Annotated in this window: 28 protein-coding genes; 13 read left to right on the plus strand and 15 right to left on the minus strand. The window is 63.5% G+C overall.

Annotated features, from left to right (window positions below):
- Positions 1-99: 99 nt before the first annotated feature.
- The 5 genes from dusB to tyrS all read right to left on the minus strand — a co-directional run bounded on the left by dusB (position 100) and on the right by tyrS (position 4,519).
- Positions 100-1,125 (minus strand): tRNA dihydrouridine synthase DusB, encoded by a 1,026-nt coding sequence (dusB, locus tag HGB41_RS16535; RefSeq protein WP_171086431.1) that lies wholly within the window; start codon positions 1,123-1,125, stop codon positions 100-102.
- 236 nt (positions 1,126-1,361) lie between these two features.
- On the minus strand, positions 1,362-2,039 hold the full coding sequence (locus tag HGB41_RS16540) for a histidine phosphatase family protein (RefSeq protein WP_371868536.1): 678 nt from the start codon (positions 2,037-2,039) through the stop codon (positions 1,362-1,364).
- A 28-nt stretch (positions 2,040-2,067) separates the two neighbouring features.
- Positions 2,068-2,733: a YbhB/YbcL family Raf kinase inhibitor-like protein gene (locus HGB41_RS16545; RefSeq protein WP_171086434.1), complete on the minus strand. Its 666-nt coding sequence runs from the start codon at positions 2,731-2,733 to the stop codon at positions 2,068-2,070.
- Positions 2,734-2,801: 68 nt separating this feature from the next.
- On the minus strand, positions 2,802-3,260 hold the full coding sequence (gene dtd, locus HGB41_RS16550; protein WP_171086436.1) for a D-aminoacyl-tRNA deacylase: 459 nt from the start codon (positions 3,258-3,260) through the stop codon (positions 2,802-2,804).
- Entirely contained in the window at positions 3,257-4,519 is a 1,263-nt protein-coding gene (tyrS, locus tag HGB41_RS16555) for a tyrosine--tRNA ligase (RefSeq protein WP_171086437.1), read from the minus strand. The genes dtd and tyrS overlap by 4 nt, the downstream gene beginning before the upstream one ends.
- Before the next feature lie 148 nt (positions 4,520-4,667).
- Here tyrS and HGB41_RS16560 point away from each other — a divergent pair, with 148 nt between their 5' ends.
- Positions 4,668-6,032, plus strand: coding sequence for a M23 family metallopeptidase (locus HGB41_RS16560; protein ID WP_171086438.1), 1,365 nt, complete (start codon positions 4,668-4,670; stop codon positions 6,030-6,032).
- A gap of 84 nt (positions 6,033-6,116) precedes the next feature.
- Here HGB41_RS16560 and HGB41_RS16565 read toward each other — a convergent pair whose 3' ends face one another.
- Positions 6,117-6,332, minus strand: coding sequence for a hypothetical protein (locus HGB41_RS16565; protein ID WP_171086439.1), 216 nt, complete (start codon positions 6,330-6,332; stop codon positions 6,117-6,119).
- Between the two features lie 253 nt (positions 6,333-6,585).
- Here HGB41_RS16565 and HGB41_RS16570 point away from each other — a divergent pair, with 253 nt between their 5' ends.
- The 8 genes from HGB41_RS16570 to HGB41_RS16605 all read left to right on the plus strand — a co-directional run bounded on the left by HGB41_RS16570 (position 6,586) and on the right by HGB41_RS16605 (position 14,307).
- Positions 6,586-7,335, plus strand: coding sequence for a Crp/Fnr family transcriptional regulator (locus HGB41_RS16570; RefSeq protein ID WP_171086440.1), 750 nt, complete (start codon positions 6,586-6,588; stop codon positions 7,333-7,335).
- A 283-nt stretch (positions 7,336-7,618) separates the two neighbouring features.
- A complete protein-coding gene (locus tag HGB41_RS16575) occupies positions 7,619-9,736 on the plus strand; it encodes a PAS domain-containing hybrid sensor histidine kinase/response regulator (protein WP_229423096.1) in 2,118 nt (705 codons plus the stop codon).
- Complete coding sequence (locus HGB41_RS16580; RefSeq protein ID WP_171086441.1) at positions 9,729-10,553, plus strand: response regulator; 825 nt, start codon at positions 9,729-9,731, stop codon at positions 10,551-10,553. The genes HGB41_RS16575 and HGB41_RS16580 overlap by 8 nt, the downstream gene beginning before the upstream one ends.
- 233 nt (positions 10,554-10,786) lie before the next feature.
- On the plus strand, positions 10,787-11,158 hold the full coding sequence (locus HGB41_RS16585) for a collagen-like protein (RefSeq protein WP_171086443.1): 372 nt from the start codon (positions 10,787-10,789) through the stop codon (positions 11,156-11,158).
- A 73-nt stretch (positions 11,159-11,231) separates the two neighbouring features.
- Positions 11,232-11,618: a response regulator gene (locus HGB41_RS16590; protein WP_171086446.1), complete on the plus strand. Its 387-nt coding sequence runs from the start codon at positions 11,232-11,234 to the stop codon at positions 11,616-11,618.
- Complete coding sequence (locus HGB41_RS16595) at positions 11,615-12,766, plus strand: sensor histidine kinase (protein ID WP_171086448.1); 1,152 nt, start codon at positions 11,615-11,617, stop codon at positions 12,764-12,766. The genes HGB41_RS16590 and HGB41_RS16595 overlap by 4 nt, the downstream gene beginning before the upstream one ends.
- A 72-nt stretch (positions 12,767-12,838) precedes the next feature.
- Positions 12,839-13,057 carry a hypothetical protein gene (locus tag HGB41_RS16600; protein WP_171086449.1) on the plus strand — a complete coding sequence of 73 codons (219 nt, stop codon included), beginning with the start codon at positions 12,839-12,841 and terminating at the stop codon, positions 13,055-13,057.
- 152 nt (positions 13,058-13,209) lie between these two features.
- Entirely contained in the window at positions 13,210-14,307 is a 1,098-nt protein-coding gene (locus HGB41_RS16605) for an anhydro-N-acetylmuramic acid kinase (RefSeq protein ID WP_171086451.1), read from the plus strand.
- An 89-nt stretch (positions 14,308-14,396) separates the two neighbouring features.
- Here the strand turns inward: HGB41_RS16605 and erpA are convergent, their stop codons facing one another.
- From erpA to rplM, 7 genes are all read right to left on the minus strand, one after another.
- Positions 14,397-14,765 carry an iron-sulfur cluster insertion protein ErpA gene (gene erpA / locus HGB41_RS16610; protein WP_171086453.1) on the minus strand — a complete coding sequence of 123 codons (369 nt, stop codon included), beginning with the start codon at positions 14,763-14,765 and terminating at the stop codon, positions 14,397-14,399.
- A 54-nt stretch (positions 14,766-14,819) separates the two neighbouring features.
- Positions 14,820-15,221 (minus strand): bactofilin family protein, encoded by a 402-nt coding sequence (locus HGB41_RS16615; RefSeq protein ID WP_171086455.1) that lies wholly within the window; start codon positions 15,219-15,221, stop codon positions 14,820-14,822.
- A 179-nt stretch (positions 15,222-15,400) separates the two neighbouring features.
- Positions 15,401-16,438 carry an N-acetyl-gamma-glutamyl-phosphate reductase gene (gene argC / locus HGB41_RS16620; RefSeq protein WP_171086457.1) on the minus strand — a complete coding sequence of 346 codons (1,038 nt, stop codon included), beginning with the start codon at positions 16,436-16,438 and terminating at the stop codon, positions 15,401-15,403.
- Positions 16,439-16,609: 171 nt separating this feature from the next.
- Entirely contained in the window at positions 16,610-17,344 is a 735-nt protein-coding gene (locus HGB41_RS16625; RefSeq protein WP_171086458.1) for a hypothetical protein, read from the minus strand.
- Between the two features lie 21 nt (positions 17,345-17,365).
- Positions 17,366-18,112 carry a helix-turn-helix domain-containing protein gene (locus HGB41_RS16630; protein WP_171086460.1) on the minus strand — a complete coding sequence of 249 codons (747 nt, stop codon included), beginning with the start codon at positions 18,110-18,112 and terminating at the stop codon, positions 17,366-17,368.
- A 213-nt stretch (positions 18,113-18,325) separates the two neighbouring features.
- The gene (rpsI, locus tag HGB41_RS16635; protein WP_027865814.1) at positions 18,326-18,718 is read right to left on the minus strand and encodes a 30S ribosomal protein S9; all 393 of its coding nucleotides are present in this window, start codon (positions 18,716-18,718) and stop codon (positions 18,326-18,328) included.
- 9 nt (positions 18,719-18,727) lie between these two features.
- Positions 18,728-19,156: a 50S ribosomal protein L13 gene (rplM, locus tag HGB41_RS16640; protein ID WP_091874105.1), complete on the minus strand. Its 429-nt coding sequence runs from the start codon at positions 19,154-19,156 to the stop codon at positions 18,728-18,730.
- A 292-nt stretch (positions 19,157-19,448) separates the two neighbouring features.
- Between rplM and HGB41_RS16645 the strand changes: the two genes are divergently transcribed.
- The 4 genes from HGB41_RS16645 (at position 19,449) to HGB41_RS16660 (ending at position 23,324) form a co-directional block, all read left to right on the plus strand.
- Positions 19,449-20,903 (plus strand): alpha/beta fold hydrolase, encoded by a 1,455-nt coding sequence (locus HGB41_RS16645; RefSeq protein WP_171086462.1) that lies wholly within the window; start codon positions 19,449-19,451, stop codon positions 20,901-20,903.
- A gap of 10 nt (positions 20,904-20,913) precedes the next feature.
- Positions 20,914-21,645, plus strand: coding sequence for an ABC transporter ATP-binding protein (locus tag HGB41_RS16650; RefSeq protein WP_171086464.1), 732 nt, complete (start codon positions 20,914-20,916; stop codon positions 21,643-21,645).
- The gene (locus HGB41_RS16655; RefSeq protein ID WP_171086466.1) at positions 21,642-22,826 is read left to right on the plus strand and encodes an ABC transporter permease; all 1,185 of its coding nucleotides are present in this window, start codon (positions 21,642-21,644) and stop codon (positions 22,824-22,826) included. The genes HGB41_RS16650 and HGB41_RS16655 overlap by 4 nt, the downstream gene beginning before the upstream one ends.
- A 75-nt stretch (positions 22,827-22,901) precedes the next feature.
- Positions 22,902-23,324, plus strand: coding sequence for an OsmC family protein (locus tag HGB41_RS16660; protein WP_171086468.1), 423 nt, complete (start codon positions 22,902-22,904; stop codon positions 23,322-23,324).
- A gap of 170 nt (positions 23,325-23,494) precedes the next feature.
- Here HGB41_RS16660 and coq7 read toward each other — a convergent pair whose 3' ends face one another.
- Together coq7 and HGB41_RS16670 are read right to left on the minus strand one after the other, a co-directional pair.
- Positions 23,495-24,139: a 2-polyprenyl-3-methyl-6-methoxy-1,4-benzoquinone monooxygenase gene (gene coq7 / locus HGB41_RS16665; RefSeq protein ID WP_171086470.1), complete on the minus strand. Its 645-nt coding sequence runs from the start codon at positions 24,137-24,139 to the stop codon at positions 23,495-23,497.
- 77 nt (positions 24,140-24,216) lie between these two features.
- Positions 24,217-24,651: a hypothetical protein gene (locus HGB41_RS16670; protein WP_171086472.1), complete on the minus strand. Its 435-nt coding sequence runs from the start codon at positions 24,649-24,651 to the stop codon at positions 24,217-24,219.
- Positions 24,652-24,739 lie beyond the last annotated feature (88 nt).

A 24,739-nucleotide genomic window follows, 5' to 3' on the forward strand; every position in this document is an offset into this window, starting at 1 on the left:
AATGATTGCTCGCTGCTGAAGCAGCGTGTCCCCGTTTGTTCTATTTTTATGCTCTGCTGGTACTGCTGCTCGCGTGATTGTTGCGAAGCGATGGCCGGCTCAGGCCGCCAATGCCTCATCCGCAGGAAGCGCGGGGCGGTATTGTAACCGCTCCCCAAGGTCGAGTTGGGATTTGAAAAACATATCGACTGCCGCCAGCTGCTCGGCGGTCGATTCGAGCAGATTCATGCGCTGGCGGAATTCTTCCCCGCCGGCCAGGTCTTGCACATACCAGCCGATATGCTTGCGCGCAGAGCGCACGCCGATGAAATCGCCATAGAAGGCGTAGTGCGCCGGCAGGTGCTCGTTCATCAGCTCGCGCACTTCTTCCACCAGGGGCGCCGGCAAATGTTCGCCGGTGCGCAGGAAATGGTCGATCTCGCGGCAAATCCAGGGACGGCCCTGGGCGGCGCGGCCGATCATCACAGCGTCGGCGCCGGTGTAGTCGAGCACGAACCTGGCTTTTTCCGGCGTGGTGATGTCGCCATTGGCGACCACCGGAATGCCAACGGACGCCTTGACGGCGCGGATGGTGTCGTATTCGGCGTCGCCCTTGTAGCCGTCGGCGCGGGTGCGGCCGTGCAGGGTCAGCATCTGGATGCCGGCCTGCTCGGCCAGGCGCGCGATGCGCAGGGCGTTCTTGTTCTGGCGGTCCCAGCCGGTACGGAATTTCAGGGTGACCGGCACGTCGACTGCCTCCACCACCGCATGCAGGATGCGCTCGACCAGGTCTTCGTGCTGCAGCAGCGCGGACCCGCACCAGCTGTTGCACACCTTTTTCACGGGGCAACCCATGTTGATGTCGATGATCTGGGCGCCGCGCTCGACGTTGAACTTTGCGCAATCGGCGAGGTCTTTCGGGTCGGCGCCCGCGATCTGCACCGCTTTCGGCTCCATTTCCCCGGTGTGGTCGGTGCGGCGCGAGGTCTTTTCGCTGGCCCACAGGCGCGGGTTCGAGGCCGCCATTTCGGACACGGCGTAGCCGGCGCCGAGCTGCTTGCACAGCTGGCGGAACGGGCGGTCCGTCACCCCGGCCATCGGGGCGACAAAGACGTTATTACGCAGGATATAGGGTCCGATTTGCACAGCAGAAATCTCAGAAGTTTCTCGGGGAACCTATTATTTTACCTTAATCGCTGCTCAAATTATCGGCAGAATTTTTGGGGAGTGTTGTTTGTGTGATATTGGCAGGGGTGGGTAGTGGGGGTAGGTGCAGGGGTTTGGGGTGTAAGGTCAGGCTGGTGGTGGGCGACGGAATTGGGTTCCGGCCTTCGCCGAAGTCGTAGGCGCAGGCCGGAATCCAAGTTCTTTCACCGAAACCCCTAGGTCAAATCATCCAGCACCGCCGGCTGAAGGTGCCCCACCTCGCCCCAGCTCACAAGCTTCAACCCACCCTCTTCCACCACGAACCGGTTCACACTCGCATTGAGCACCTTGAAGTCGCGCGGCGTTTCCAGCGACAGGCCCAGCGCCGCCCGGTAGGCGCATTCGAGCACCCCGCCATGGGCGACCAGCGCCAGCGTCTTGCCGGGATACGCCGTTGCGTGTTTGACGATCGCTCCCCTCGCCCGGTCGAAAAACTGGCGGAAACTTCCGCCCTGGTTGGTTCCCGGCGGCAAGACGCCGTCGACATCGCGCGCCTGCCAGGCCGCGAACTCGCGCGGGAAGCGTGCGGCGATCTCGCTGTATAGCAATCCTTCGAAGCCGCCATAGCAGCGCTCGCGCAGCGCCGGGTCGGTGCCAACCTGCATGCCGCGCTCGCGGGCGATGGCCTCGGCGGTCTGGCGGGCCCGCGCCAGGTCGCTGGAGATGATGTGGTCGATCCGCTCCGGCGCCAGCGCAGCGGCCAGCAGCGCGGCTTGGCGCTCGCCTTCGGCGTTGAGGGCGATGTCGATATGGCCCTGGAGCCGGCGTTCGGCATTCCAGGCGGTTTCGCCATGGCGGATCAGGAGGATGGTGGTGGAAGGTGGCGCGTTGTCGTTCGAAAGCATGAGGTCCATTCGCCCGAACCTCGGGGCGGATATTGGTTTATGTTGTTAATGAAGGCGCGATCGCCGGATTTAGCGAATACATGCCGAAGGTCCGCGCCTCGTCGAGGATATGGCCGCGGATCGCGAATCGCAACCTGGCGCCGGTAAAACTGCCTTCCAGCGGCAGGCGCGAGATGTCGAGGGCATACAGCGTGAATACATAAGTATGCACCCGCTCGTCGTTCCATGGCGGGCAGGGGCCGTCATAGCCATAATATTCGCCCACCATGTCTGGGTCGCCGGCAAACCAGGTCGTGTAGTCGTTGATTCCGTGGCGCAACTGGTGCTCGGTACCGTTCTTGATCGTGAATGGCACCAAGGGCCCCGGCTTGCCGTGGGGCGTGACCATGTCCGAGAAGACGCCTTCCGGGAAAGCCTTCAGGACGATCGGGATATCGACCAGGCTCCAGTGGAAGAAATCGACCCGTGGCAAGGTATCCGGGATGAACTTGCCTTCCTGGTTGACGCGGTCGCTGCTTGATGGCACGTCCGGGTCGTGGCAGATCAGTACCAGCGACTTGGTGCCAGGTGGCACGTCTTCCCAGCCCAGGTGCGGGCTGCGATTACTCGACAGCCTGACGTGGCTGGCGGGGTCGATTGCCGCAAACGCGCATTCCGGCGGAATCGCCTCGCCCTCGATGAATGAATCGCTCCAGATCCGCATACGTCCTCCCAGGCCATATGCTATTGACCCCCGACGCAGGCGCGGGTTTCAGCACAACTGGGCGCAAGTCAACGCAAAACCCCGACCGGATCAACCTGAAGCCAGAAAGTCACCGGGCCGTCATTGACCAGGCCGACTTTCATGTCGGCGCCGAACTTGCCGGTCTCGACGCTGCCGTGGCGTTCGCGTGCCTGGCGCACGACATGGTCGAACAGGCGCCGCCCGTCTTCGGGCGCCGCCGCCGGCGAAAACGAGGGGCGCGTGCCCGATTTCGTATCCGCCGCCAGGGTGAACTGCGGCACCAGCAGCAGGCCGCCGGCGGTGTCGGTAATGCTGCGGTTCATCTTCCCGGCATCGTCGGAAAACACGCGGTAACCAAGCAGCTTGGCCAGCAGCAGGTCGGCTTCGCGCTCGGTATCGCCCTTTTCGGCGCACACCAGCACCATCAGGCCGGCGTCGATGGCGCCGACAACCGTGCCGTCGACGCGCACGCTGGCTTCACTGACCCGTTGCAGCAGGGCAATCATCCGAGAATCACACGTGCAAACTTGCGCTTGCCCACTTGCATCACGAACTCACCGCACTGAACTTGCAAGCCTTTGTCGCTAATAACAGCGCCGTCAATGCGTACGCCACCTTGGTCAATCATGCGCATCGCCTCTGACGTCGATGCGCAGAGCTTGGCCTGCTTGAGCAGTTGAGGCACGCCCATTGGACCGCCTGACACCGACACCTCTGGGATATCGTCCGGGATGCCGCCCTTGGAGCGGTTGACGAAGTCGGCCAGCGCATCGTCGGCGGCCCCAGCCGAGTGGAAGCGCGCGACGATTTCCTTGCCCAAGGCCACTTTCGCATCGCGCGGGTTGGCGCCGCCGGCGACTTCCGCTTTCACGGCCTCGATCTCGGCGAGCGAGCGGAAGGACAGCAGGTTGTAGTACTTCCACATCATGTCGTCGGAAATACTCATCAGCTTGCCGAACATGGTGCTCGGGGCTTCGGTGATGCCGATATAGTTGTTTTTCGATTTCGACATCTTTTCGATGCCGTCCAGGCCTTCGAGCAGCGGCATGGTCAGGATGCATTGCTGCTCCTGTCCGTAATCTTTCTGGAGTGCGCGGCCCACCAGGAGGTTGAATTTCTGGTCGGTGCCCCCAAGTTCTAGATCTGCCTTCAAAGCGACCGAATCATAGCCCTGCATCAAAGGGTAAAGGAACTCATGCACCGCAATCGGTGTCCCACTCTTGTAGCGCTTGGTGAAATCATCCCGCTCCATCATCTGGGCAACGGTATAACGCGAAGCAAGCTGGATCATGCCGCGCGCGCCCAGCGGGTCGCACCACTCTGAGTTGTAACGAATTTCCGTACGCGCGGCGTCCAGCACCAGCGATGCCTGGCGGAAATAAGTCATCGCATTTTCTTCGATCTGCTCGCGGGTCAGCGGCGGACGGGTAGCGTTTCGGCCCGACGGGTCGCCAATCATCGACGTGAAGTCGCCAATCAGGAAAATCACCTGGTGGCCGAGGTCTTGCAGTTGACGCATCTTGTTCAGCACCACGGTGTGGCCAAGGTGCAGGTCCGGCGCGGTCGGGTCCAGGCCCAGCTTGATGCGCAGCGGGGTGCCGGTCTGCTCGGAACGGGCCAGCTTTTGAGCAAATTCGCTCTCGATCAGCAGTTCATCGACACCGCGCTTGGCAATGGCCAGCGCCTCGCGCACCTTGTCCGTCAGAGGCAAGGAAGCAGAAGGATTCCCCGGGGGGCCGTTACCGGGCGAAGCAATTAAAGTCATAAATTCGTGTAGGAAATTGGCTAAAGCGGTTGTAGGACCAGATCTTTTGGTATAATGCTCGATCCCGTTTCTGTTTCCTGTAGACATGTTTTCAAATCTACAAGACTCAGGAATCCTGGAAGTTCAGCCGCAAATTTTAACTGATTGCATGAACATTACACATAAAATTACCCCTAAAAGCCTGCTCCAGCTGGTGCCGGTAACCCGCAAGGCGCGTATCCTCAGCGCCGGTGCCGTGTTCCTGAGCGCGTGCGCTTTCAGCGCCATTGGTGTCTCGCCGATCGCTACCGACACGTCCGACGTGGCGGTGAAGTCGATCCAGCAGAACCTGGAAATGCCGAACCTGGCAGACCAGATCGCCGCCCTCCAGCAAAACGAGCAGCAATTCATCCACGAAGAGCGCATCCGCCCTGGCGATTCGCTCGGTTCCCTCTTCAACCGCCTCGGTGTCGACGACGCCCAGGCGCAAAAATTCGTCCGTACCGATAAAACCGCCCGCCGCCTGCTGTCGCTCAAGACCGGCAAGCGTGTCCAGGCCGAAACCGATGAAAATGGCCTGCTGCTGTCGATGCGCGCCACGATCCTAGAAGTCAAGGGTGGCGATGCACGCCAGGTGACGGTCGAGCGCAAGGGCGATGAGTTCGTCGCCCTCGAAGCGCCGGCCAAGCTCGAGCGTCGCGTCGAGATGCGTTCGCGCGAAATCGCCAGCTCGCTGTACTCGGCGACCGACTCGAACGTCGACGGCGGCAGCATGCCTGACTCGGTCGTTGGCCAGATCATCGAAATGTTCTCGACCAACATCGACTTCCGCTCGGACATCAAGCGCGGCGACCGTTTCAGCGTCGTGTACGAAACCTTCTGGCTGGACGGCGAACTGGTGAAAACCGGCCGCATCCTGGCCGGCGAATTCGTCAACCGCGGCGTGAGCTACCAGTCGGTCTGGTACGAAGACCCGGTCACCAAGCAGGGCGGCTACTACAGCCTCGACGGCAAGGCGCTGAAAAAGGCCTTCCTCAAGTCGCCACTGGAATTCTCGCGTATCTCGTCGGGCTTCTCGATGCGCGTGCACCCGCTGTCGGGCAAGTGGAAAGCACACAAGGGCGTCGACTACGCAGCAACGACCGGCACCCCGATCCGCGCATCGGCAGACGGCACCGTCGATTTCGCCGGCAACAGCGGCGGCTACGGCAACCAGGTCGTCCTGAAGCACTGGTCGAACTACAGCACCGCCTATGCCCACATGAGCCGTTTCGCTCCTGGCATCCGCAAGGGCAGCAAGATCAGCCAGGGCCAGGTCATCGGCTATGTCGGCTCGACCGGCTGGTCGACCGGACCCCACCTGCACTACGAGTTCCGCGTCGCGGGCGATGCCAAGGATCCGAACAAGTTCAAGTCGCTGGCGCAGCAGCCGCTGACCCCGACCGAACTGAACCGCTTCCGCATGGCAGCAGCCGAGATGAACCACCGTTTCTCGCTGCTGGCTCCAGGCGGCAACGCAATGGCTGCTCGCTGATCGTCGTTTCCTGACCTACGAACGCCCCGCCGCATCCTGGATGCCGCGGGGCGTTTTGTTTGGCGCAGGCAGGTATGGCCTGCTTCACCATTTTGAGTATGTTCTTCCAGCCAGCCTGGCGGTCTTTCCCGCAAGGACGGCGAGCAGGGGAATACAGCAGGCCCAGCCCTGTTGCTGGAATGCCCAGGCCAAGGCAGCGATCCGGCCCGCTGCCAGCGCCACCAGTGGCGACGACAAAGGATTGTGCCAGCCGGTGGCCACGAATCCTGTTACTGCTGCATAGCCGTGATCGAGGCGCATGTCGGTACTTTCTAGTGAATCATTTCCCGAATTCTCCGCACGAGGTCATGCAAGGGTGGAAATGCCGGAGCGCGTTTTATTGACAGCGTTTTTGCTTCCGTCGATTCAATATCTACCTCTACAGGAGGCCGTTCCGTTCGGTAGCGCGCGCAACTTCCTTTATATATTGCGGGCCAGATAGTTGTAGGTTTCAGGTAAGTCGCATGCTACCCTGATCCTTAATCAGTTTTTTCCGACTGAACAATAAGGCAGTATGCAATCTCGGCAAGACCCCAACCAGAACCAGCTTCTCGCTGCCCTTCTCGACGAAGAGTTCGACCGCATCTCTCCTCACCTCGAGCTCATACCACTGCTCCTTGGCGATGTCCTGTCCGAATCCGGTGCCAAACCCGATTACGTCTATTTTCCGACGACTGCCATTATTTCGATCCACTACCTGCTGGAAAACGGCGGTTCATCGGAGATTGCCGGGGTCGGTAACGAGGGCATGCTGGGCGTGTCCCTTTTCATGGGTGGCAGCACCACGCCGAGCCGCGCCGTGATCCAGACCGGCGGCTTCGGCTTCCGCCTCCCGGTGCGGATCCTGGCGGAAGAATTCGACCGTGCCGGTCCGGCCATGCGCATGCTCCTGCGCTACACCCAGGCCTTGCTGACCCATATGTCGCAGACGGCCGTGTGCAATCGCCATCATAGTGTCGAACAGCAATTGTGCCGCTGGCTGCTGCTCACGCTTGACCGCCTCGGATCCGGCGAACTCAGGATGACTCAGGAGTTGATCTCGAACATGCTGGGCGTACGGCGCGAAGGCGTCACCGAGGCTGCCGGCCGGCTGCAGGTTCGTGGCTTTATCAGTTCCCGGCGCGGCCACATCACAGTGCTCGACCGGGTCGGCCTTGAAGGGGAGGTATGCGAATGCTATGGGGTGGTCAAGAAGGAATTCGCGCGGCTGCTACCGGACGTACGGCAACGCCAGCCCAACGGCCTGCCAGTGCGCGCCTCCTGAGCGCTTCTTTATTGCAGTCACCTCCCGGCGCCGGATGGCGTCTGTTGTCCCATTTTAGTTAGCACCAATGCAAAACAAGCGACATCTCTCAGTCGAGCGCCTGATGGCGGCCGGCTTCACTGCCACCTTTATCGTGCTGCTCCTGGTCAGTGCGGTGGCCCTCGACGAGGGCGCCGTCAGCAGCGCCGCGGCGCTGCGCATCGGCGCCAGCCTCGGCTTGCTGCTGTGCGTGCTGGCCGGCTTGCTGCTCGTGGCCAGGCGCCAGGCGCGCCAGCGCAAGATCATGAAGGAACAGGAACCGGCGCCGGCCGAGTCGCTGCTCAAAGCCGGCGCATTGCAGGACGCCATCTTCAACAGCGAAAATTTCTCCAGCATCGCCACCGATGCCGAGGGCGTGATCCAGATCTTCAACGTCGGTGCCCAGCGCATGCTCGGCTATGCCCTGAAGGACGTGGTCAACAAGCTGACGCCGGCGAGCATTTCGGATGCGAAAGAACTGATCGAGCGCGCGGCCGCACTGAGCCTGGAATCCGGCGCCACGATCCGCCCGGGCTTCGAGGCGCTGGTGTACAAGGCCGTGCGCGGCATCGAAGACATCTATGAGCTGACCTATATCCGCGCCGACGGCACCCGGTTCCCGGCCCTGGTCTCGGTCACGGCCCTGCGCGGCGCGCGCGACGAAGTCATCGGCTTCCTGCTGATCGGCACCGACAATACCGCCCGCAAGCAGGTCGAAGCCGAGCAGGAGATGCTCGACCAGCGCCTGCGCGACCAGCAGTTCTATACCCGCTCGCTGATCGAATCGAACATCGACCCGCTGATCACCACCGATCCCTGTGGCATCATCAGCGACGTCAACCACCAGATGGAAATGCTGACCGGCCGTACCCGGGACGAGCTGATCGGCGCGCCCTTCCGGAGCTGCTTTACCGAGCCGCAGCGTAGCGATGAAGCGATTGCCCGCGTGCTCCAGGAAGGCAAGGTCAGGAATTACGAACTGACGGTGCTGGCCTGCGACGGCAAGCAGACGGTGGTCTCGTTCAACGCGACCACGCTCCACGACCGCGACCACAAGCTGCAGGGCGTGTTTGCCGCGGCGCGCGACGTTACTGAACGCAAGCAGTTCGAACACGCGCTGCAAGAAACCAATGTCGAGCTGCACGCCGCCAGGGAAGCGGCGGACAAGGCCAACCTGGCAAAATCCGACTTCCTGTCGAGCATGAGCCACGAGCTGCGCACGCCGCTCAATGCGGTGCTTGGCTTTGCCCAGCTGATGGGCTCGGAAGTGCCGCCGCCGGACCCGCGCCAGCAGCGCTCGATAGACCAGATCCTGAAAGGTGGCTGGTACCTGCTGCGCCTGATCAACGAGATCCTCGACCTGACGATGATCGAGGCGGGCAAGGTGACGATGTCGCAGGAATCGATGTCGATCAACGAGGTGCTGCAGGACTGCAAGGGCATGATCGAGCCGCAGGCGACAAAGCGCGGTATCGGCATGAGCTTCCCGTCGCCCGACAACGTGTTCTACGTGCATGCCGACCGCACCCGCATCAAGCAGGTGATGATCAACCTGCTGTCGAACGCCATCAAGTACAACGGCCTTGGCGGCAACGTGATCGTTCAGTGCGCCAACAGCGGCACCGATCGCGTGCGCATCAGCGTCAAGGATACCGGCGCCGGCCTGTCGGCGGAGCAGCTGGCGCAATTGTTCCAGCCATTCAACCGCCTCGGCCAGCACGACAGCGTCGAAGAAGGCACGGGCATCGGGCTGGTGGTGACCAGGCAACTGGTCGAGCTGATGGGCGGGCGGATCGGCGTCGACAGCATCGTCGATGTCGGAACGGTGTTCTGGGTGGAGTTCGCAGCCTCGGCGCCGCCGACCCTGCTGCTGGACAACATCGACGAAGATTCGCTCGAGCGCCGCCCGGTCGTCCCGCAGGCACTCGGCGACCAGCCGACCCTGCTGTATGTCGAGGACAACCCGGCCAACCTGGCCTTGGTCGAGCAATTGATCGCGCGCCGCGGCGACCTGAAACTGCTCACCGCCATCGACGCCCACCTCGGCATCGAACTGGCGCGCGCCTACCTGCCGGACGTGATCCTGATGGACATCAATTTGCCGGGCATGAGCGGCTACGGGGCGCTCAAGCGCCTGCGCGAGGATCCCCTCACGGCGCACATCCCGGTACTGGCGCTGTCGGCCAATGCCGTACCGCGCGATATCGAAAAAGGGCTGGAAGCGGGCTTCTTCCGCTACCTCACCAAGCCGATCCGCGTGCACGAATTCATGAATGCGCTCGATCTCGCGCTGGTGCACGCCGCCGCTTACTGCCTGACGCCACCCGACAACGAACTCCCACCTCACCACGACGATGACCATCCACGGAACTGCCATGCTTGAAGCCAGCGAAATTCGGAACGCCACCATCCTGATCGTGGATGACCAGGAAGCGAACGTCATGCTGCTCGAGATGATGCTGCACAACGAGGGCTACCAGAACGTCACGACCACCCAGGATCCGCGCACGGTGCGCGCCCTGCACCAGGAGCACCGCTTCGACCTGATCCTGCTCGACCTGCAGATGCCCGAGATGGACGGCTTCGAGGTGATCGAGGCGCTCAAGGAGATCGAAGTCGGCGGCTACCTGCCGGTGCTGGTGATCACGGCCCAGCCGGCGCACAAGCTGCGCGCCCTGCAGGCGGGAGCGAAAGACTTCGTCAGCAAACCCTTCGATTTCGTGGAAATGCAAACCCGCATCCACAACATGCTGGAAGTACGCCTGCTCTACCGCAGGCTGAACGACCACAACCGCCTGCTCGAGCAGACCGTGCTCGAGCGCACGGCCGAGTTGCGGCAGAGCGAAGCGCGTTTCCAGCGCTTCACGGAGCTGTCGTCGGACTGGTATTGGGAGCAGGATGCGACGGGCAAGCTGACGCAATTCTCGGGCCCGGTGGAAGAAATGCTCGGCATCAGCCATGCTGCAACTGCCGAGGAACTGGCGGTGGCCGGCTGGAACGTCGAAGAGCGGGCCACGCTCGACGCCAGGATCGCGAACCGCCAGCCCTTCCTCGACTTCGTCTACAGCCGTACCCTGCCCGACGGCCGGATCCAGTACCTCCAGGTCAGTGGCGAACCGATGTTCGACGCAGCCAGTGCGTTTATTGGCTACCGCGGCATCGGGCTCGACATCAGCGAGCGCATGCAGCGAACAGGATGATGTGAAGGACGCCGCCTGCAAACTGCAGGACGGCGATGACTTGTGTTCGGTTCCGAACGGAACTACCTCAAGCGGCGGAGCATGATGGTCCTGTTCCCCGCTACCGCCCCTCCCCCGGTCACCTGACCTGGGGCAGCGCCTCCCGGCCGATTTCCCCTCCCGCCACGCAATGCTGCCCGACGCCGTCGAGCCGTTCGCCTGCTGCGGCGCACTACCCCAAACAAGGATTCACCATGAAACATTCCCTCATTCTGCTCGCCCTCGCCGCTACCTTTACCCTGTCGGCCTGCCAGCGCGAAGCGCCGCCGCCGGTCGTCCAGGTGGTCGCCGGTCCTGCCGGCGCGCCTGGCGCGACCGGGGCCACCGGTGCCACCGGCGCCGAAGCCCAGGCTGGAGCGACCGGCGCGACCGGCGCCACGGGTAACACCGGCGCCACGGGCGTGACCGGTGCCACCGGCGCCGAAGGCGTGCAGGGCGACACCGGTGCGACCGGCTACGACGGCGCCAAGGGCAAGACCGGCGACACCGGCGCCCAGGGCTACGATGGCGAAAAAGGCGACAAGGGCAGGACTGGCGACACCGTGATCGTGGTCCCGCAGCGCTGATCGCAAGCTGGCGGCTCCGGCCGCCAGCTTTGCCTGCAAGCGCCGTAACACCCGTCCACATAAGGAGAGAAGCATGATATTAATAGCAGACGATGATTCGGACCTGGCGGAAAACTGCTCGATGATGCTGGAGTCCCACGGCTATGACGTCAGCGTCGTATTGAGCGCTTCGGAAGCACTGGCGCGGATCTCGCGCCAGCAGCCCGACCTGCTCATTTCCGATTGCTGCATGCCAGGCATGACCGGTCTGGAGTTGAGCGAGCAACTCAAATCGAGTCCCGCCGATGGGAATTTTCCCATCTTGCTGATGAGCGGTTCCTTGCAGTGCAAGGTTGCCGGCGGAAAGACGTACGACGCCTTCCTGCGCAAGCCGTTCCTGGCAGAAGAACTATTACTGCAGGTGCGCACGCTACTACAGAACAGCGCGCGCACCGCCCAGTCACATTCAGGAAATCCATGAAATTATCAGACTTTATCCGCAGTAATCTTGAATGCATCTTGCAGGAGTGGGAAGATTTCGCGTCGACCCTCGAACCAATGGCAGATGCCAATAAAAAAGAACTGCGGGACCATGCTGCGGCCGTCCTGAAAGTGGTCGCCACCGACCTGGATACCCCCCAGGCCGAGCATGAGAGCATTGCCAAGTCCAAGGGCCAGGGCCCGCAGGCGACCGACGATACCGCGGCCGAGATCCACGCGGCCGACCGGGTTGCCTCGGGCTTTACCGGCGAGCAGGTGATGGCTGAATACCGGGCCCTGCGCTCGAGCGTGCTGCGCCTGTGGGCACGCCAGGCCGAGATCGCGACGGCGGGCGACATCCAGGACATGATCCGCTTTAACGAGTCGATCGACCAGGCCCAGACCGAATCCATGGCACGCTATGCGAAGATGTTGCGCGAAGCCCAGAACCTCTTCCTGGCCATTCTCGGCCACGATGTCCGGACCCCGCTCGGCGCCATCAGCATGGGCGCCCAGGTCCTGCTGCAGGACCAGACCCTGCCGGCGAAAGTCCTGAAGGTTGCCCTGCGCATCTTCAACAGCTCGAAACGAATGGACGCGATCGTCCGCGACCTGCTGGACTTCTCGACTACCCACCTCGGCGACGGCATCCCGGTCGATCCGCACACCGTGGACCTGGCAGAGATCGGCCAGGGTGTGGTCGAAGAAGCGCGCACCTTCCATCCGGACCGCAGGATCGACCTGATGGTCGAGGGCGACCTGACCGGCGCCTGGGACGGCGCGCGCATGTCGCAGGCCTTCTCCAACCTGATTTCGAACGCCGTCCAGCACGGCTGGCCGGAAGCCCCGGTCAAGGTGGCCTTGCGCGGCCTGCCGGCGGAAGTCATCTACGAAGTGCGCAACAAGTCCGATCCCATTTCGCCGGCCAAGCTGCGCACGCTGTTCGACCCCGTCAAGCGTTTCGCCATCCGTCCGGCGAGCGAGCGCGCCTCCGCACGCACGCAGAACCTGGGGCTGGGTCTGTATGTCGTTAAACAAATTGTCGCAGCGCATGAGGGCGAAGTCTCGGTGATCTCGAACGAGTATGACGGTGTCGTCATTTCCGCGCGCCTGCCGCGCGTCGTGCCCCACCGCAGGAACGATGACTGACTTGCAGCTGCCGGGTAGCCGTGCACCTCGGGCAAGGCGGATTCAAATAATAATTAAAAAGTAAAAACAATAATGAACACCACGAAGATCATCGGCATCGCCCTCATCGTCATCGGCCTGCTGGGCGCCGCACTGGGGGGCTTCAGCTTTACCCAGGACACGCACAAGGCCAGCCTGGGACCAATCAATCTATCGGTCGCGGAAGAAAAGCGGGTCAACATCCCCCTATGGGCCAGCCTGGTCGCCATCGTGGCTGGCGCGGCGGTATTGATCGGTGGCGCACGGCGCTGATTACCGCAGGCTGACGGTCGAACGCCCCGCCGCATCCAGGATGCGCGGGGCGTTTTGCCATGGCGACCGCCTTCCGCTTTCGCTGCGCACCGTTTAGTATGCAGGGGGCACCCGCACCCGGGCTGAACAATGCCGACGGATCGAGAGAGAACATGAGCGCTACCCCTTCCCTGTACATTGGACTGATGTCCGGCACCAGCCTCGACGGCGTTGACGGCGTGCTCGCCGACTTTGCCGGCGGCGGCATCCGCAGCATCGCCGCCGCCTTCACGCCCTTCCCTGCCGAACTGCGCAGCGAACTGATGGCCCTGCAGGCCGCCTCCCACAACGAACTCGAACGCGAGGCGCTGGCCGCCAACGGCCTCGCCCTGTGCTACGCGGAATGCGTGCGCCAGTTGATGCCCTCCGCGGGCGTTCCGGTAACGGCGGTGGCCGTGCATGGCCAGACCATCCGCCACCGTCCTGAACTGGGCTTTACGCGCCAGACCAATAATCCCGCGCTGCTGGCCGAGCTGACCGGCATCGACGTGATCGCCGACTTCCGCAGCCGCGACATCGCGGCCGGCGGCCAGGGGGCGCCGCTGGTGCCGGCTTTCCACGAAGCCGCCTTCGGCAAGCCGGACAGCGCGCGCGTGGTGGTGAATATCGGCGGGATCGGCAACATCAGCGTCCTGCATGGCGACGGCCGCGTGACCGGCTTCGATACCGGCCCAGGCAATGTCTTGATGGATTTATGGATTGGCCGCCACTTGGGCAAGCCTTACGACGAGGACGGGGCATGGGCCGCGGGCGGCCGCGTCCACGAACCGCTGCTGGAGGCGCTGCTGGACGAAGCGTATTTCCGCCAGCCGGCGCCCAAGAGCACCGGGCGCGACCTGTTCCATGACCAATGGCTCAATGCCAAGCTGGCCCGCTTCGGCGACGTGGCGCCGCAGGACGTCATGGCGACGCTGACGCGCCTGACGGCCGTCACGATCGCGGAGTCGATCCGCGGCGAAAGCGCGGGGGTGGAGGCCGTCTATGCCTGCGGCGGCGGCGCCTATAACGCGACGCTGCTGCAGGAGATCGGCAACGCGCTGGGCGGCGTGCAGGTGGAATCGACGGAGGCGTTGGGCGTGGCGCCGAACCGGGTTGAGGCGCTGGCTTTTGCCTGGCTCGGCTACCGCTTCAGCCAGCGCGAACCGGGCAACTTGCCGGCCGTCACCGGGGCGCGCGGCGCACGCATCCTCGGCGCGCTGTATCCGGCGTAAAAACGCGCCAGAAATAGAAACGGCCCGGATCAACCGGGCCGTCGCCTGCCCGGATCACCGGGCGGCCTGGGGGAACCGTACGGAGGCCGTCAGGCAGAGAACGAGGAGCCGCAACCGCAGGTCGATTGGGCGTTCGGGTTCTTGATGACGAACTGGGCGCCTTCGAGGTCGTCTTTATAGTCGATCTCGGCGCCGACCAGGTACTGGTAGCTCATCGAGTCGATCAGAAGCTGGACGCCGTTCTTTTCCATCGTGGTGTCGTCTTCGTTGACGATTTCGTCAAACGTGAAGCCGTACTGGAAGCCGGAGCAACCGCCACCCTGCACGAAAACGCGCAGCTTGAGGTCGGGATTGCCTTCTTCCTCGATCAGCTGTGCAACTTTCTCTGCGGCGCTGTCGGTGAAGTTGATCGGTACAGGGATCGTGTCAAGGTCTAGCACTTCGACGACTGCGGTCATGGGAGAACTCCTGGTGAATTTCGAATTACGCCCATTATAGACCCTTGGCGGAAGTCACGCTGCCGACCCTGCCACGGCGTCGGCCAAATGAAACACCGGTTCGCCGGCGGCTTCGTGGGTCAGTTTCCCCGTCACGAGGGCGCCGCCGTGCATCTCGAGCAAGCGGTAATGAACATCACCATGTATGCGGCCTTTCGGCTGTAATTCAAGCAGTTCCGTCGAATACACCGACCCGGCGATATAACCGTTGACCACCAGGCTGGCGCAGCGCACCTCGCCCTCGATGCGGGCGTGTTCCGACACGATCAGCATGCTGTCGGCGCCGTCGGCCGCAACCACGTTGCCGTGCACTTCGCCGTCGATACGCAGTCCGCCGGTAAAGCACAGGTCGCCCTCGATCCGGGCCGAGATGCCGACCAGGCTGTCAATCTCGCTCTTTACTTGTCGACCGAACATGTTCCACCCCTCCTGGATAACGATCACGGCGGATGCCGGAGCGCGAAATGACCTGTGCATTGGTCAATTTACCGTGCTCAACAGGTGCGACCTTGATCTAGATCGGGAGGGTGGAAGTGTTGCCGGAATGCCGCGCGGAAACCCTGTCCGCGCGGCCCTTGCCGGGAGGCGGGGACGTGTTACGGCAGCAGCGCGATCTGCTTCAGCCCGGTCGTTTCATCCAGGCCGAACATCAGGTTCATGCACTGCACGGCCTGGCCGGAAGCACCCTTCACCAGGTTGTCCTGCACCACCAGGATGACGACGGTATTGCCGCCATCCGGACGGTGCACGGCCAGGCGCAGCATGTTCGAGCCGCGGGTCGAGCGGGTTTCCGGGTGCGAGCCGAACGGCATCACGTCGACGAATGCGCTGTCCTTGTATTCGTTCTCGAACAGGGCCTGCAGCGCGGCGTCGTCGATCTCTTTCGTCAGGCGCGCGTACAGGGTCGCGTGCATGCCGCGGATCATCGGCACCAGGTGCGGGGTGAACACCAGGCCGACCTTCTGGTCGGTATAGCGCGCCAGCTGGGCCGAGGTTTCCGGGGTGTGGCGGTGGCCGCTCACGCCGTAGGCCTTGAAGTTGTCGCTCGATTCCGAGAACAGCGTGCCGATCTCGGCCTTGCGGCCGGCGCCCGAGACGCCCGACTTCGCATCGGCGATCAGGTTGCCCGCGTCGATCACGCCGGCCTTGAGCAGCGGGTAGAAGCCCAGCTGCATCGTGGTCGGGTAGCAGCCCGGGTTGGCGATCAGGCGCGCGGTCTTGATGGCCTCGCGGTTCAGTTCCGGCAGGCCGTACACGGCTTCCTCGAGCAGCTCGGGCGCGGTGTGCGGGATCTTGTACCACTTCTCGAAGGTGGCCTGGTCCTTCAGGCGGAAGTCGGCCGCCAGGTCGATCACCTTGACGCCGGCTGCCAGCAGCGCCGGCGCCTGGGCCATCGCGACGCCATGCGGGGTGGCAAAGAACACCACGTCGCACTGGGTCAGGTCGGCCTTGTCCGGGCTCGAGAAGGCCAGGTCGACGACGCCGCGCAGCGACGGGAACATGTCTGCTACCGGCAGGCCGTCTTCCTTGCGCGAGGTGATCGCGGTTAGTTGCACGTCGGGGCGCGCGGCCAACAGCCGCAGCAGTTCCACGCCCGTGTATCCGGTTCCGCCAACGATGCCAACTTTGATCATGTTCTGTTCCTTCGTGATGTAAAAATGACCTTTCCAGGACGAGGCTGCATTTTAACAGCCATGAAAAATGCGTGCGGCAGGGGTCACGATGGTGGCGCCTGGCCGATGCAAACAATATTTGCACCCTGGGCCCCGGGCGCAAATTTCCTTTGCACGATTGGATATGCCGGCTTATTCTGCGGAGCCGGGCGTAATCGATTTGCTGACCTTGCCCTGCTCATCCAGCATCTGGATTTCCGCCTTGCCGTCCGCGGACACCAGCAGCATCATGCGCGTGCGCCCTTTGGCATCCTTCAACTGCAGGGCCGCGCCCTTGCTGCCGGTATTGCCGAGCCAGATACGGTTTTCGCTCAGGCGCCCTTCCGCAGACAATTTCTTCCAGTACGCATCCTGCTCCACAGCCGGCAGCTTGCCGCCGTGCTCGCTGAAGCGTTTCATGTCGTCCATCGAGGTGAGCTGGAAATGCGGAACGTCGTTGATCCGGATCCCGGTCATCTGGTGGTTGGCGCTGTCGTTGTTCATGAGCTGCAGGGCCTGGTCCTGGCGGAAACGATCGAAGGTCAGCGACAGGCCGGACGAGATCTTGCCGTCCTGGCCGATACTGCCCTTCTGGATCAGGCCGCCATTCTCGGTGCCCTCTTCGTTGATGAACAACATGCCGGCGAAGGAGCGCCGGTCCGGGCGCGCGCCTTCCCTGCCCTGCTGGAAGTCGCCCGGGAACTGGGCCTTGTTGGACAGGATGATGCGCCTGGTGCCGTCCGGCTCGGCGATGTTGATGCGGCCGACGGTGATCTCGTCGAAGGTGGCGACGCGGGCAGGACCTTTGGCGCCGGTGAGCACCACGATGGCGGCCAGGGCAGCGGCCATGGTCGTGGCACCGGCCAGGAAAGTACGGATGTTCGACATGGGGTTCCTCGGGTTGATGGGTTAGCGGAGCTTGTTTTTCAGGCGGCGCAGCCGCCATTCGATGAACAGGCCGACGAAGCCGCATGCCAGCACGATCGCGCCCAGGAACTGCAGGATGCGGTTGCCGGGGGCCTGTACCTGTTCGGTATGGACTAGGTCGAAGCGGCGCCGGCCCTTGTCGACCTCCTCGAAATACACGGTGCCGCGGCTGGCCGGCCACTCCACCGTCGCCTGCCTTGCCCGGGTCGCCTCGAACTCGCTGGCCTGCTTCCACATTTCTCCAGGCGTAATGACCCCTGCCTGCAGCTGGAGGCCCAGGATGTCGCGGTGGGTCTGGAAGATATTTTCCGACTCGCCGGCACGGATCACCCCGGGCGAACTGTATTTGTAGAGCTTGTTGGAGAAAAAAATGCCGTCGTTTGCCGCGAGCATCATGGCAAAACCGAGCACCCAGGCCAGGGCCGCGCCGTACAGCCACTGCCTGGTGTGGTGGGCCTGTGCCGCGATCGTCTTGCCGGTGAACCGGGTTACCGCCGGAATGTGGCACAGCGTGGTGGCCAGCACATCGGCGTCCACCTCTTTCAGGAAGGTCGCCTCATCCATTCCCAGGCCGGCAAGGATGGTAGAAAACATCTCGGCCGAAGGCACCGACTTGTCGTTCTCGAGTTTGGACAAGTAAGACTGCTCGATGCCGGCCACCTGCGCGAACTGCGGCTGGGTGAGGCCTTTCCCGGTCCTGGTCTGCTTGAGTCTTTCGCCGAAATTCATGTGAACCTTTCCTGAACGTCAATGGAAAGCCGTATTCTTGGCTATTCATGCGCGACTTGGAAGGTGAATATCGGCGAATAAGGATGAATCTGGCGGCGCCGGGGCCCGGATGACCCGGAACGCATAAACCGGCGACCCAAAAACAAAAAGCCGCCCACCTTGCGGAGGACGGCCTTCTTGCAGCAGCGGCCTGGGGCCGCTGTCGAAGTCGAATTAACGCTTCGAGAACTGCTTTGCGCGACGTGCTTTACGCAGGCCGACTTTCTTACGCTCGACTTCACGGGCGTCACGGGTGACGAAACCGGCACGCGCCAGGTCGCCCTTGAGGCCTGCGTCGTAGTCGATCAGTGCGCGGGTGATGCCGTGACGGACGGCGCCTGCCTGGCCCGACTCACCACCGCCGTGCACGTTGACCTTGATGTCGAAACGCTCGACGTTGCCGGTCAGTTCCAGCGGCTGGCGGATGACCATCAGGCCGGTTTCGCGCGAGAAGTATTCGTTCGCAGGCTTGCCGTTCACGACGATCAGGCCGGTGCCGGCTTTGATGAACACGCGAGCGACTGCACTCTTGCGACGGCCGGTGCCGTAGTTGTAGTTACCGATCATGTCAGTTCCTTAGAGGGTCAGTGCTTGTGGTTGCTGTGCTGCGTGCGGGTGCGAACCTTCCGCGTACACTTTCAGCTTCTTGATCATTGCATAGCCCAGTGGGCCCTTAGGCAGCATGCCCTTGACAGCTTTTTCCAGGGCACGGCCCGGGAAGCGCTGTTGCATTTTCAGGAAGTTGGTTTCGTAGATACCGCCCGGGTAGCCCGAGTGACGGTAGTACGTCTTGTTGGTGGCTTTGGTGCCGGTCACGCGCAGTTTGCCTGCGTTGATGACGACGATAAAGTCACCGGTGTCGACGTGCGGAGTGAATTCTGGCTTGTGTTTGCCGCGCAGTCGGAGTGCCACTTCGCTGGCAACACGTCCGAGGACCAAGTCCGTCGCGTCAATCACAAACCAGTCGCGCTGGACTTCATGGCCCTTAGCGGAAAAAGTTTTCATGTTGACTTCCTAATTAAAAGTGCTCACTGTGGTGGTTCCGCCCTTGCTGCAGCGGACTCTGCCTTATTATCTTCCCCGAGCAAAGGGAAAGCCCACGATGATAGCCGATCCGGGCTAGACGCGTCAATCCGCTCTCCACCTGCTGTGGCTTTTTCCGCGTCCTACCCGCCGACTTTTCGTTCTTTCGCGCCAATCAATCTCAGCCCGCATAATTTCGTACGACGGTGCAACTAAGTTATTGACCGGCAAAACGATGGCAACCTACTATGCATGCAACCCCTGAGGAGATTGTGTGAATACAAGATCGTTCCTGCCCGCCGCCGCCTTCTGGCTGGCGGCATCGGCCACCGCGGCGGCGCCCGACAGCGCCGCGCCTGCCGGCGCCAAAGCCACGGCTGCTACCCGCAGCTGCCACCTGCCCGGCGCATCGGATGCGCTGCGCTGCGCCAGCCTGGACGTCCCGGTCGACCACGCCAACCCGCGTGCCGGCAGCATGAAGCTGCACGTCACCGTCGCCCCGGCCCACCGTGAAGGCACCCGCGGCGACCCGCTGTTCGTGCTGGCCGGCGGCCCCGGCCAGGCCGGCAGCGACGCGGTGCAGCTGCTCTCGCTGGCGTTCAACCGGGTGCGCGCCACCCGCGACATCGTCTTCATCGACCAGCGCGGCACCGGGCGTTCGGGCAAGCTCGATTGCAAGAACAAGCCCGAACACGAGACCATGACCGAAGCCCAGCTCGAAGGCGAGCTGCGTGCCTGCATCGCCGCCAGCAAGGCGCCATGGAGCGCCTACACCACCGACGCCTCCGCGCGCGACCTGGAACTGGTGCGGCGCGCCTTCGGCTACGGCCCGGTAAATGTCTGGGGTGGTTCCTACGGCACCCGCCTGGGCCAGGCCTATGCGCGCCTGTATCCGGCCAGCGTGCGCAGCCTCGTGCTCGACGGCGTGGCCGCGCCCGACCAGGTGATCCCGGCCGGCGCCCGCGACGCCCAGGCCGCGCTCGACAAGACCTTCGCCCTGTGCGCCAAGGATGCTGCCTGCAACAAGGCCTTCCCCGACATCCGGGCCGAATTCGACGGCCTGGTCGCCAAGCTCGCCGCCGGCCCGCTGCGCCTGTCGATGACCGACCCGCGCACCGCCAAGCCGCTCGAACTCACCATGACCTCGGAACGCTTCCTCGGCACCGTCCACAACATCCTGTACTCGCCGGCCGACGCGCGCCGCCTGCCCTACCTGGTCCACAACGCCGCCAAGGGCCGCTGGCAGCCCTTCGTCGCACGCCAGAACCAGGCGAGCGATTTCGGCGTCGAAGGCAATATCGCGATGCTGATGCACCTGGCCGTGGTCTGTGCCGAAGACATCCCGCGCTTCACGCCCGAGCTGCTCAAGTCGGACGTTGGCCAACTGACCAAGACGCTGGCCGACAAGCTGCCCGCCATGTGCAAACTGATGAACGTGCCGGCGGTCGCCGCGCGCGCACCGACGCAAATCGCTGCGCCGGCCCTGCTGCTGTCCGGCGCGCTCGACCCGGTCACGCCGCCGCACCGCGCCGCCACTGCCGCCAACTACATGGCGCGCGCCCAGCACGTGGTCGTGGCCAATGCCGGCCATGGCGTGTCGCAGCTCGGCTGCGCGCCGCGCCTGCTGCGCAGCTTCCTCGACAAGCCGCAGGACAAACTAGATGCGGCCTGCCTGGCCGAGATCCCGGCCCCCACCTTCCAGCTCGGCAGCGCCGGCCCGCAACCTTGAGGCGACAGACATGATTGAAGTCCACGATGTACGCAAACAGTTCGGCGCCGTCAAGGCGCTGGGCGGCGTCAGTTTCACCGCGCGCGATGGCCAGATCACCGCGCTGCTCGGCCCGAATGGCGCCGGCAAGACCACCCTGCTGCGCACCCTGGTCGGGCTGCTCAAGCGCGACCACGGCAGCATTTCGATCGACGGCATCGATCCGGAAAAAGACCCGATGGCGGTACGCCGCAGCATCGGCTTCCTGACCGACCAGTTCGGGCTGTACGAGCGCCTCGACACGCGCGAATACCTCACTTATTTCGGCGAGCTCAATGGCATGGAGCGCAGCACCATCAATGCGCGCATCGACCAGGTGTCCGATTTGCTCGGCATGGAAGACATCCTCGCGCGCCGCAGCAAGGGCTTCTCGCAGGGCCAGCGCATCAAGGTGGCGCTGGCGCGCACCCTGCTGCACCGCCCGCGCCACCTGCTGCTCGACGAACCGAGCCGCGGCCTGGACGTCATGAGCACGCGCGCCTTGCGCACCGCCCTGACGGCGCTGCGCGCCGACGGCTGCTGCGTGATCATGGCCACCCACGTGATGCAGGAAGTCACCGCCTTGTGCGAGGACGTGATCGTCATCGCCGGCGGCCACACCGTGGCCCAGGGCTCACCCGAAGAACTGTGCCGACGCACCGGCATCGCCAACCTGGAAGACGCATTCGTCAGCCTGGTGGGCACCGAAGAAGGAATCGCATGAAATCCCGGCTGCTGATTGTTTACCTGAAAGAGCTACGCGAGACGCTGCGCGACAAGCGCACGCTCGGCATGCTGGCCATGTTCACGCTCCTGTACCCGATCATCATCGGCCTGGTGCTGCACCAGGGGATCGACAAGAGCACCAAGACCGAGCGCGAAGGCATCGAGCTGGCAGTGATCGGGGCGGGCAAGGCGCCCACCCTGATGTCGCAGCTGGGCGAGAAGAACATCACCGTCAAGGACACCGCGCCGATGGAAGAAGATGCCATCGGCGAGCTGCTGCGCTCGAAGAAAGTGGCTGCGGTGCTGCGCCTGCCGGACGACTTCACCGAGAACTACCACGCCATGCGGCCGGCCCGGGTCGAGGTCTGGTACGACTCGGCCTCGGACACTGGCGGCCAGCGCCGCGAAGTGCAGGACGTGCTGGAGTCCTACGGCGCCAACATCGCCAGCGCGCGCCTGCTGGCGCACGGCGTGTCGCCGGCGGCGCTGACGCCAATCCACGTGCAGCGCTACGACACCGGCACCAATGCCTCGCGTTCGGCGGTGGTGGTCGGCAGCATCATGGGCATCCTGTTCTTCCCGGCCTTCATGCTGAGCATGTCGGCGGCGGTCGACAGCACCGCGGGCGAACGCGAACGCCGCTCGCTCGAAGTGCTGATGGCGCAGCCGGCCCAGACCTGGGAGCTGGTAGGCGGCAAATGGCTCGCCGCCAGCACCCTGGCCATCGTCGGCGTGACCCTCGAGCTGATGCTGGCGCATGCGATCCTCGGCTGGCTGCCGCTCGAAGAAATCGGCATGTCATGGGGCTTGAGCTGGGGCCAGCTGATGCTCGTCTGCCTGGTCACGGTGCCCCTTTGCCTGCTGGCCGGCGCCATCCACATCGCCCTGGCGATGAACGCCAAGACCTTCAAGGAAGCGCAGACGATCATCAGCATCGTGCTGTTCGTACCGTTCATCCCGGGCTTCGTGGTGTCCTTCCTCGAACTGAAGACCGCGGCGTGGATGTACCTGGTGCCGATGCTGTCGAACCAGACCCTGATCAAGGAAATCTCCAAGGGCGGCGACGTCGGCGCGATGCCTTACCTGCTGACCTTCCTGTGCGCGGCGATCCCGGCGATGCTGATCATCGCCTTCGCGAGCTGGCGCATGAAGAGCGAGCGCTACGTGCTGGCGGTGTAAGTTGATGGGGGCGCCGGCGAAGGCGCCCCTGCTGCCTTACAATCACCGGCACTGGTTCAATAGCGGAGAAATAGAATGGAAGTGAAAGTCAGCTGGAACGGCCCGTCGGGCATGAGTTTTCGCGCCGAAACCGGCACCGGCCACATGGTGGCGATGGATGGCGCGCTTGACGCCGGCGGCCATAACCTGGCGCCGCGCCCGATGGAGATGGTCCTGGTCGGCACCGGCGGCTGCACCGCCTACGACGTGGTCCTGATCCTCAAGCGCGGCCGCGAGGACGTACGCGGCTGCGACGTGACGCTGCAGGCCGAGCGCGCGGAGACGGATCCGAAGGTGTTCACCAAGATTAACTTCCACTTCACGGTCACGGGCCGCAACCTCAAGCCGGCCGCGGTGGAACGCGCGGTGACGCTATCGCACGACAAGTACTGCTCGGCGTCGATCATGCTGGCCAAGACGGCCGAGATTACGCATACGATCGAGATTGTCGAGGTTTGAGCGCGCTTATCGGCTGCTCATCAGCTGGTTGAACGCGTGGGCAGGAAACCTGCCCACCCTACGGTTCGGCGGCTGCTCGTAGGGTGGGCGTAAAACAGTCCACTGGACTGTTTTACCTACCCACGCGGTGATAGTCAGCGCCTGCTTCAACACGCAGGCGGATCTCGCCACTAAACGTGATACGCCGTCGTCGTCATCACCTTCGACATCGCCGTCATCACCATTCGCACCGGCGCCGGCATCTCGGACGCGCCCAGCGCCTGCGCCGACGCGCCGTGGGCGATTTCATCGACCCGCATCTGTTCCACGATCGCGCGCGACTTGGCGTCCTGCGGCGGCAGCTGTTCGAGGTGCTGGTCGAGGTGGGCTTCGACCTGGCGTTCGGTCTCGACCACGAAGCCCAGGCTGTGCGGGTCGCCCAGCTTGGCCGCGATCGAACCCAGGACGTAGGAACCCGCATACCACAGCGGGTTCAGGATGCTCGGCTGCGAGCCCAGCTCCGACAGGCGCTCGGCGGTCCAGGCCAGGTGGTCTTCTTCCTCGCGCGCCGACTTCTTGAACTGGGCGCGGATCGTGTCGCTCTTGCCGAAGCGCGCCTGCGCGTCGTACAGCGCCTGGGCGCAGACTTCGCCAACGTGGTTCACGCGCATCAGGCCCGCGCTGTGGCGGCGCTCGTCGTCGCTCAGTTCGCAGTCGGTGGCGTGCGCACCCGGATTCGGGCGCGAGGACGCGGCAACGCCGCCCACCACGCGCAGGGCCTTGTCGAAGCCGGTAATCAAACGGTCGAGGGTAGAGTTGGAATGGTAAGCGCTCATGGTGTCGTCGATGCAGGATGCGAAAACACCATTATAGGCGCAGCGCCCGGACGGGGGACGCCCGCCTCGGCGTTTGCTCAGGCGCTGCCCTGCCCTGCGGCCAGCGCCTTCTGGCGCGCTACCCAGTCGGCCAGCGGCCCCTCTGGTTCGAGGCCCGAGATATTCTTCGCCACGCCCAGGTTCAGCTCGAGCAGGAAGGGGATCGATTCGATCGGGATGTCGGGGCAGTGGCTGCGGAAGGCATCGGTGAAGCGCGCCGACTCCACGGTCGGCATCACCTTCTCGCCGCTCATGAACTGCAGTACGCTGGCGATGCTGTGGCCCTTGCCCAGCGTGTGATAGATGAAGCGGTTATACGCGCGGTCGACGGTCTTGAAATCGATTTCTTCCTGCGTCATCAGCCCGGCCAGGTAATGCAAGCCCAGGCCGACCCGGAACCAGTCGGTCGCTTCAAGCCGGTCGCGGGCCTCGCGCATCAGCGCCAGCAATTTGTCCTGGATCACCTTGTTCATCCTTCCATTATCCACGTTTCCCCCTATAACGCGAGCAATGTTTGCACGCAGAAACTTCCGGTGCGCCCTGTCACCGGATTATGCAGTC

The organism is Telluria aromaticivorans, assembly GCF_013003915.1.
GTDB classification, from domain to species: domain Bacteria; phylum Pseudomonadota; class Gammaproteobacteria; order Burkholderiales; family Burkholderiaceae_D; genus Telluria; species Telluria aromaticivorans.

Coding starts and splice junctions, on each gene's coding strand:
- HGB41_RS16540 (WP_371868536.1), bottom strand. CDS start 2,039: ATGGACCTCATGCTTTCGAACGACAACGCGCCACCTTCCACCACCATC.
- HGB41_RS16545 (WP_171086434.1), bottom strand. CDS start 2,733: ATGCGGATCTGGAGCGATTCATTCATCGAGGGCGAGGCGATTCCGCCG.
- dtd (WP_171086436.1), bottom strand. CDS start 3,260: ATGATTGCCCTGCTGCAACGGGTCAGTGAAGCCAGCGTGCGCGTCGAC.
- tyrS (WP_171086437.1), bottom strand. CDS start 4,519: ATGACTTTAATTGCTTCGCCCGGTAACGGCCCCCCGGGGAATCCTTCT.
- HGB41_RS16560 (WP_171086438.1), top strand. CDS start 4,668: ATGAACATTACACATAAAATTACCCCTAAAAGCCTGCTCCAGCTGGTG.
- HGB41_RS16565 (WP_171086439.1), bottom strand. CDS start 6,332: ATGCGCCTCGATCACGGCTATGCAGCAGTAACAGGATTCGTGGCCACC.
- HGB41_RS16570 (WP_171086440.1), top strand. CDS start 6,586: ATGCAATCTCGGCAAGACCCCAACCAGAACCAGCTTCTCGCTGCCCTT.
- HGB41_RS16575 (WP_229423096.1), top strand. CDS start 7,619: ATGAAGGAACAGGAACCGGCGCCGGCCGAGTCGCTGCTCAAAGCCGGC.
- HGB41_RS16580 (WP_171086441.1), top strand. CDS start 9,729: ATGCTTGAAGCCAGCGAAATTCGGAACGCCACCATCCTGATCGTGGAT.
- HGB41_RS16585 (WP_171086443.1), top strand. CDS start 10,787: ATGAAACATTCCCTCATTCTGCTCGCCCTCGCCGCTACCTTTACCCTG.
- HGB41_RS16590 (WP_171086446.1), top strand. CDS start 11,232: ATGATATTAATAGCAGACGATGATTCGGACCTGGCGGAAAACTGCTCG.
- HGB41_RS16595 (WP_171086448.1), top strand. CDS start 11,615: ATGAAATTATCAGACTTTATCCGCAGTAATCTTGAATGCATCTTGCAG.
- HGB41_RS16600 (WP_171086449.1), top strand. CDS start 12,839: ATGAACACCACGAAGATCATCGGCATCGCCCTCATCGTCATCGGCCTG.
- HGB41_RS16605 (WP_171086451.1), top strand. CDS start 13,210: ATGAGCGCTACCCCTTCCCTGTACATTGGACTGATGTCCGGCACCAGC.
- erpA (WP_171086453.1), bottom strand. CDS start 14,765: ATGACCGCAGTCGTCGAAGTGCTAGACCTTGACACGATCCCTGTACCG.
- HGB41_RS16615 (WP_171086455.1), bottom strand. CDS start 15,221: ATGTTCGGTCGACAAGTAAAGAGCGAGATTGACAGCCTGGTCGGCATC.
- argC (WP_171086457.1), bottom strand. CDS start 16,438: ATGATCAAAGTTGGCATCGTTGGCGGAACCGGATACACGGGCGTGGAA.
- HGB41_RS16625 (WP_171086458.1), bottom strand. CDS start 17,344: ATGTCGAACATCCGTACTTTCCTGGCCGGTGCCACGACCATGGCCGCT.
- HGB41_RS16630 (WP_171086460.1), bottom strand. CDS start 18,112: ATGAATTTCGGCGAAAGACTCAAGCAGACCAGGACCGGGAAAGGCCTC.
- rpsI (WP_027865814.1), bottom strand. CDS start 18,718: ATGATCGGTAACTACAACTACGGCACCGGCCGTCGCAAGAGTGCAGTC.
- rplM (WP_091874105.1), bottom strand. CDS start 19,156: ATGAAAACTTTTTCCGCTAAGGGCCATGAAGTCCAGCGCGACTGGTTT.
- HGB41_RS16650 (WP_171086464.1), top strand. CDS start 20,914: ATGATTGAAGTCCACGATGTACGCAAACAGTTCGGCGCCGTCAAGGCG.
- HGB41_RS16655 (WP_171086466.1), top strand. CDS start 21,642: ATGAAATCCCGGCTGCTGATTGTTTACCTGAAAGAGCTACGCGAGACG.
- HGB41_RS16660 (WP_171086468.1), top strand. CDS start 22,902: ATGGAAGTGAAAGTCAGCTGGAACGGCCCGTCGGGCATGAGTTTTCGC.
- coq7 (WP_171086470.1), bottom strand. CDS start 24,139: ATGAGCGCTTACCATTCCAACTCTACCCTCGACCGTTTGATTACCGGC.
- HGB41_RS16670 (WP_171086472.1), bottom strand. CDS start 24,651: ATGAACAAGGTGATCCAGGACAAATTGCTGGCGCTGATGCGCGAGGCC.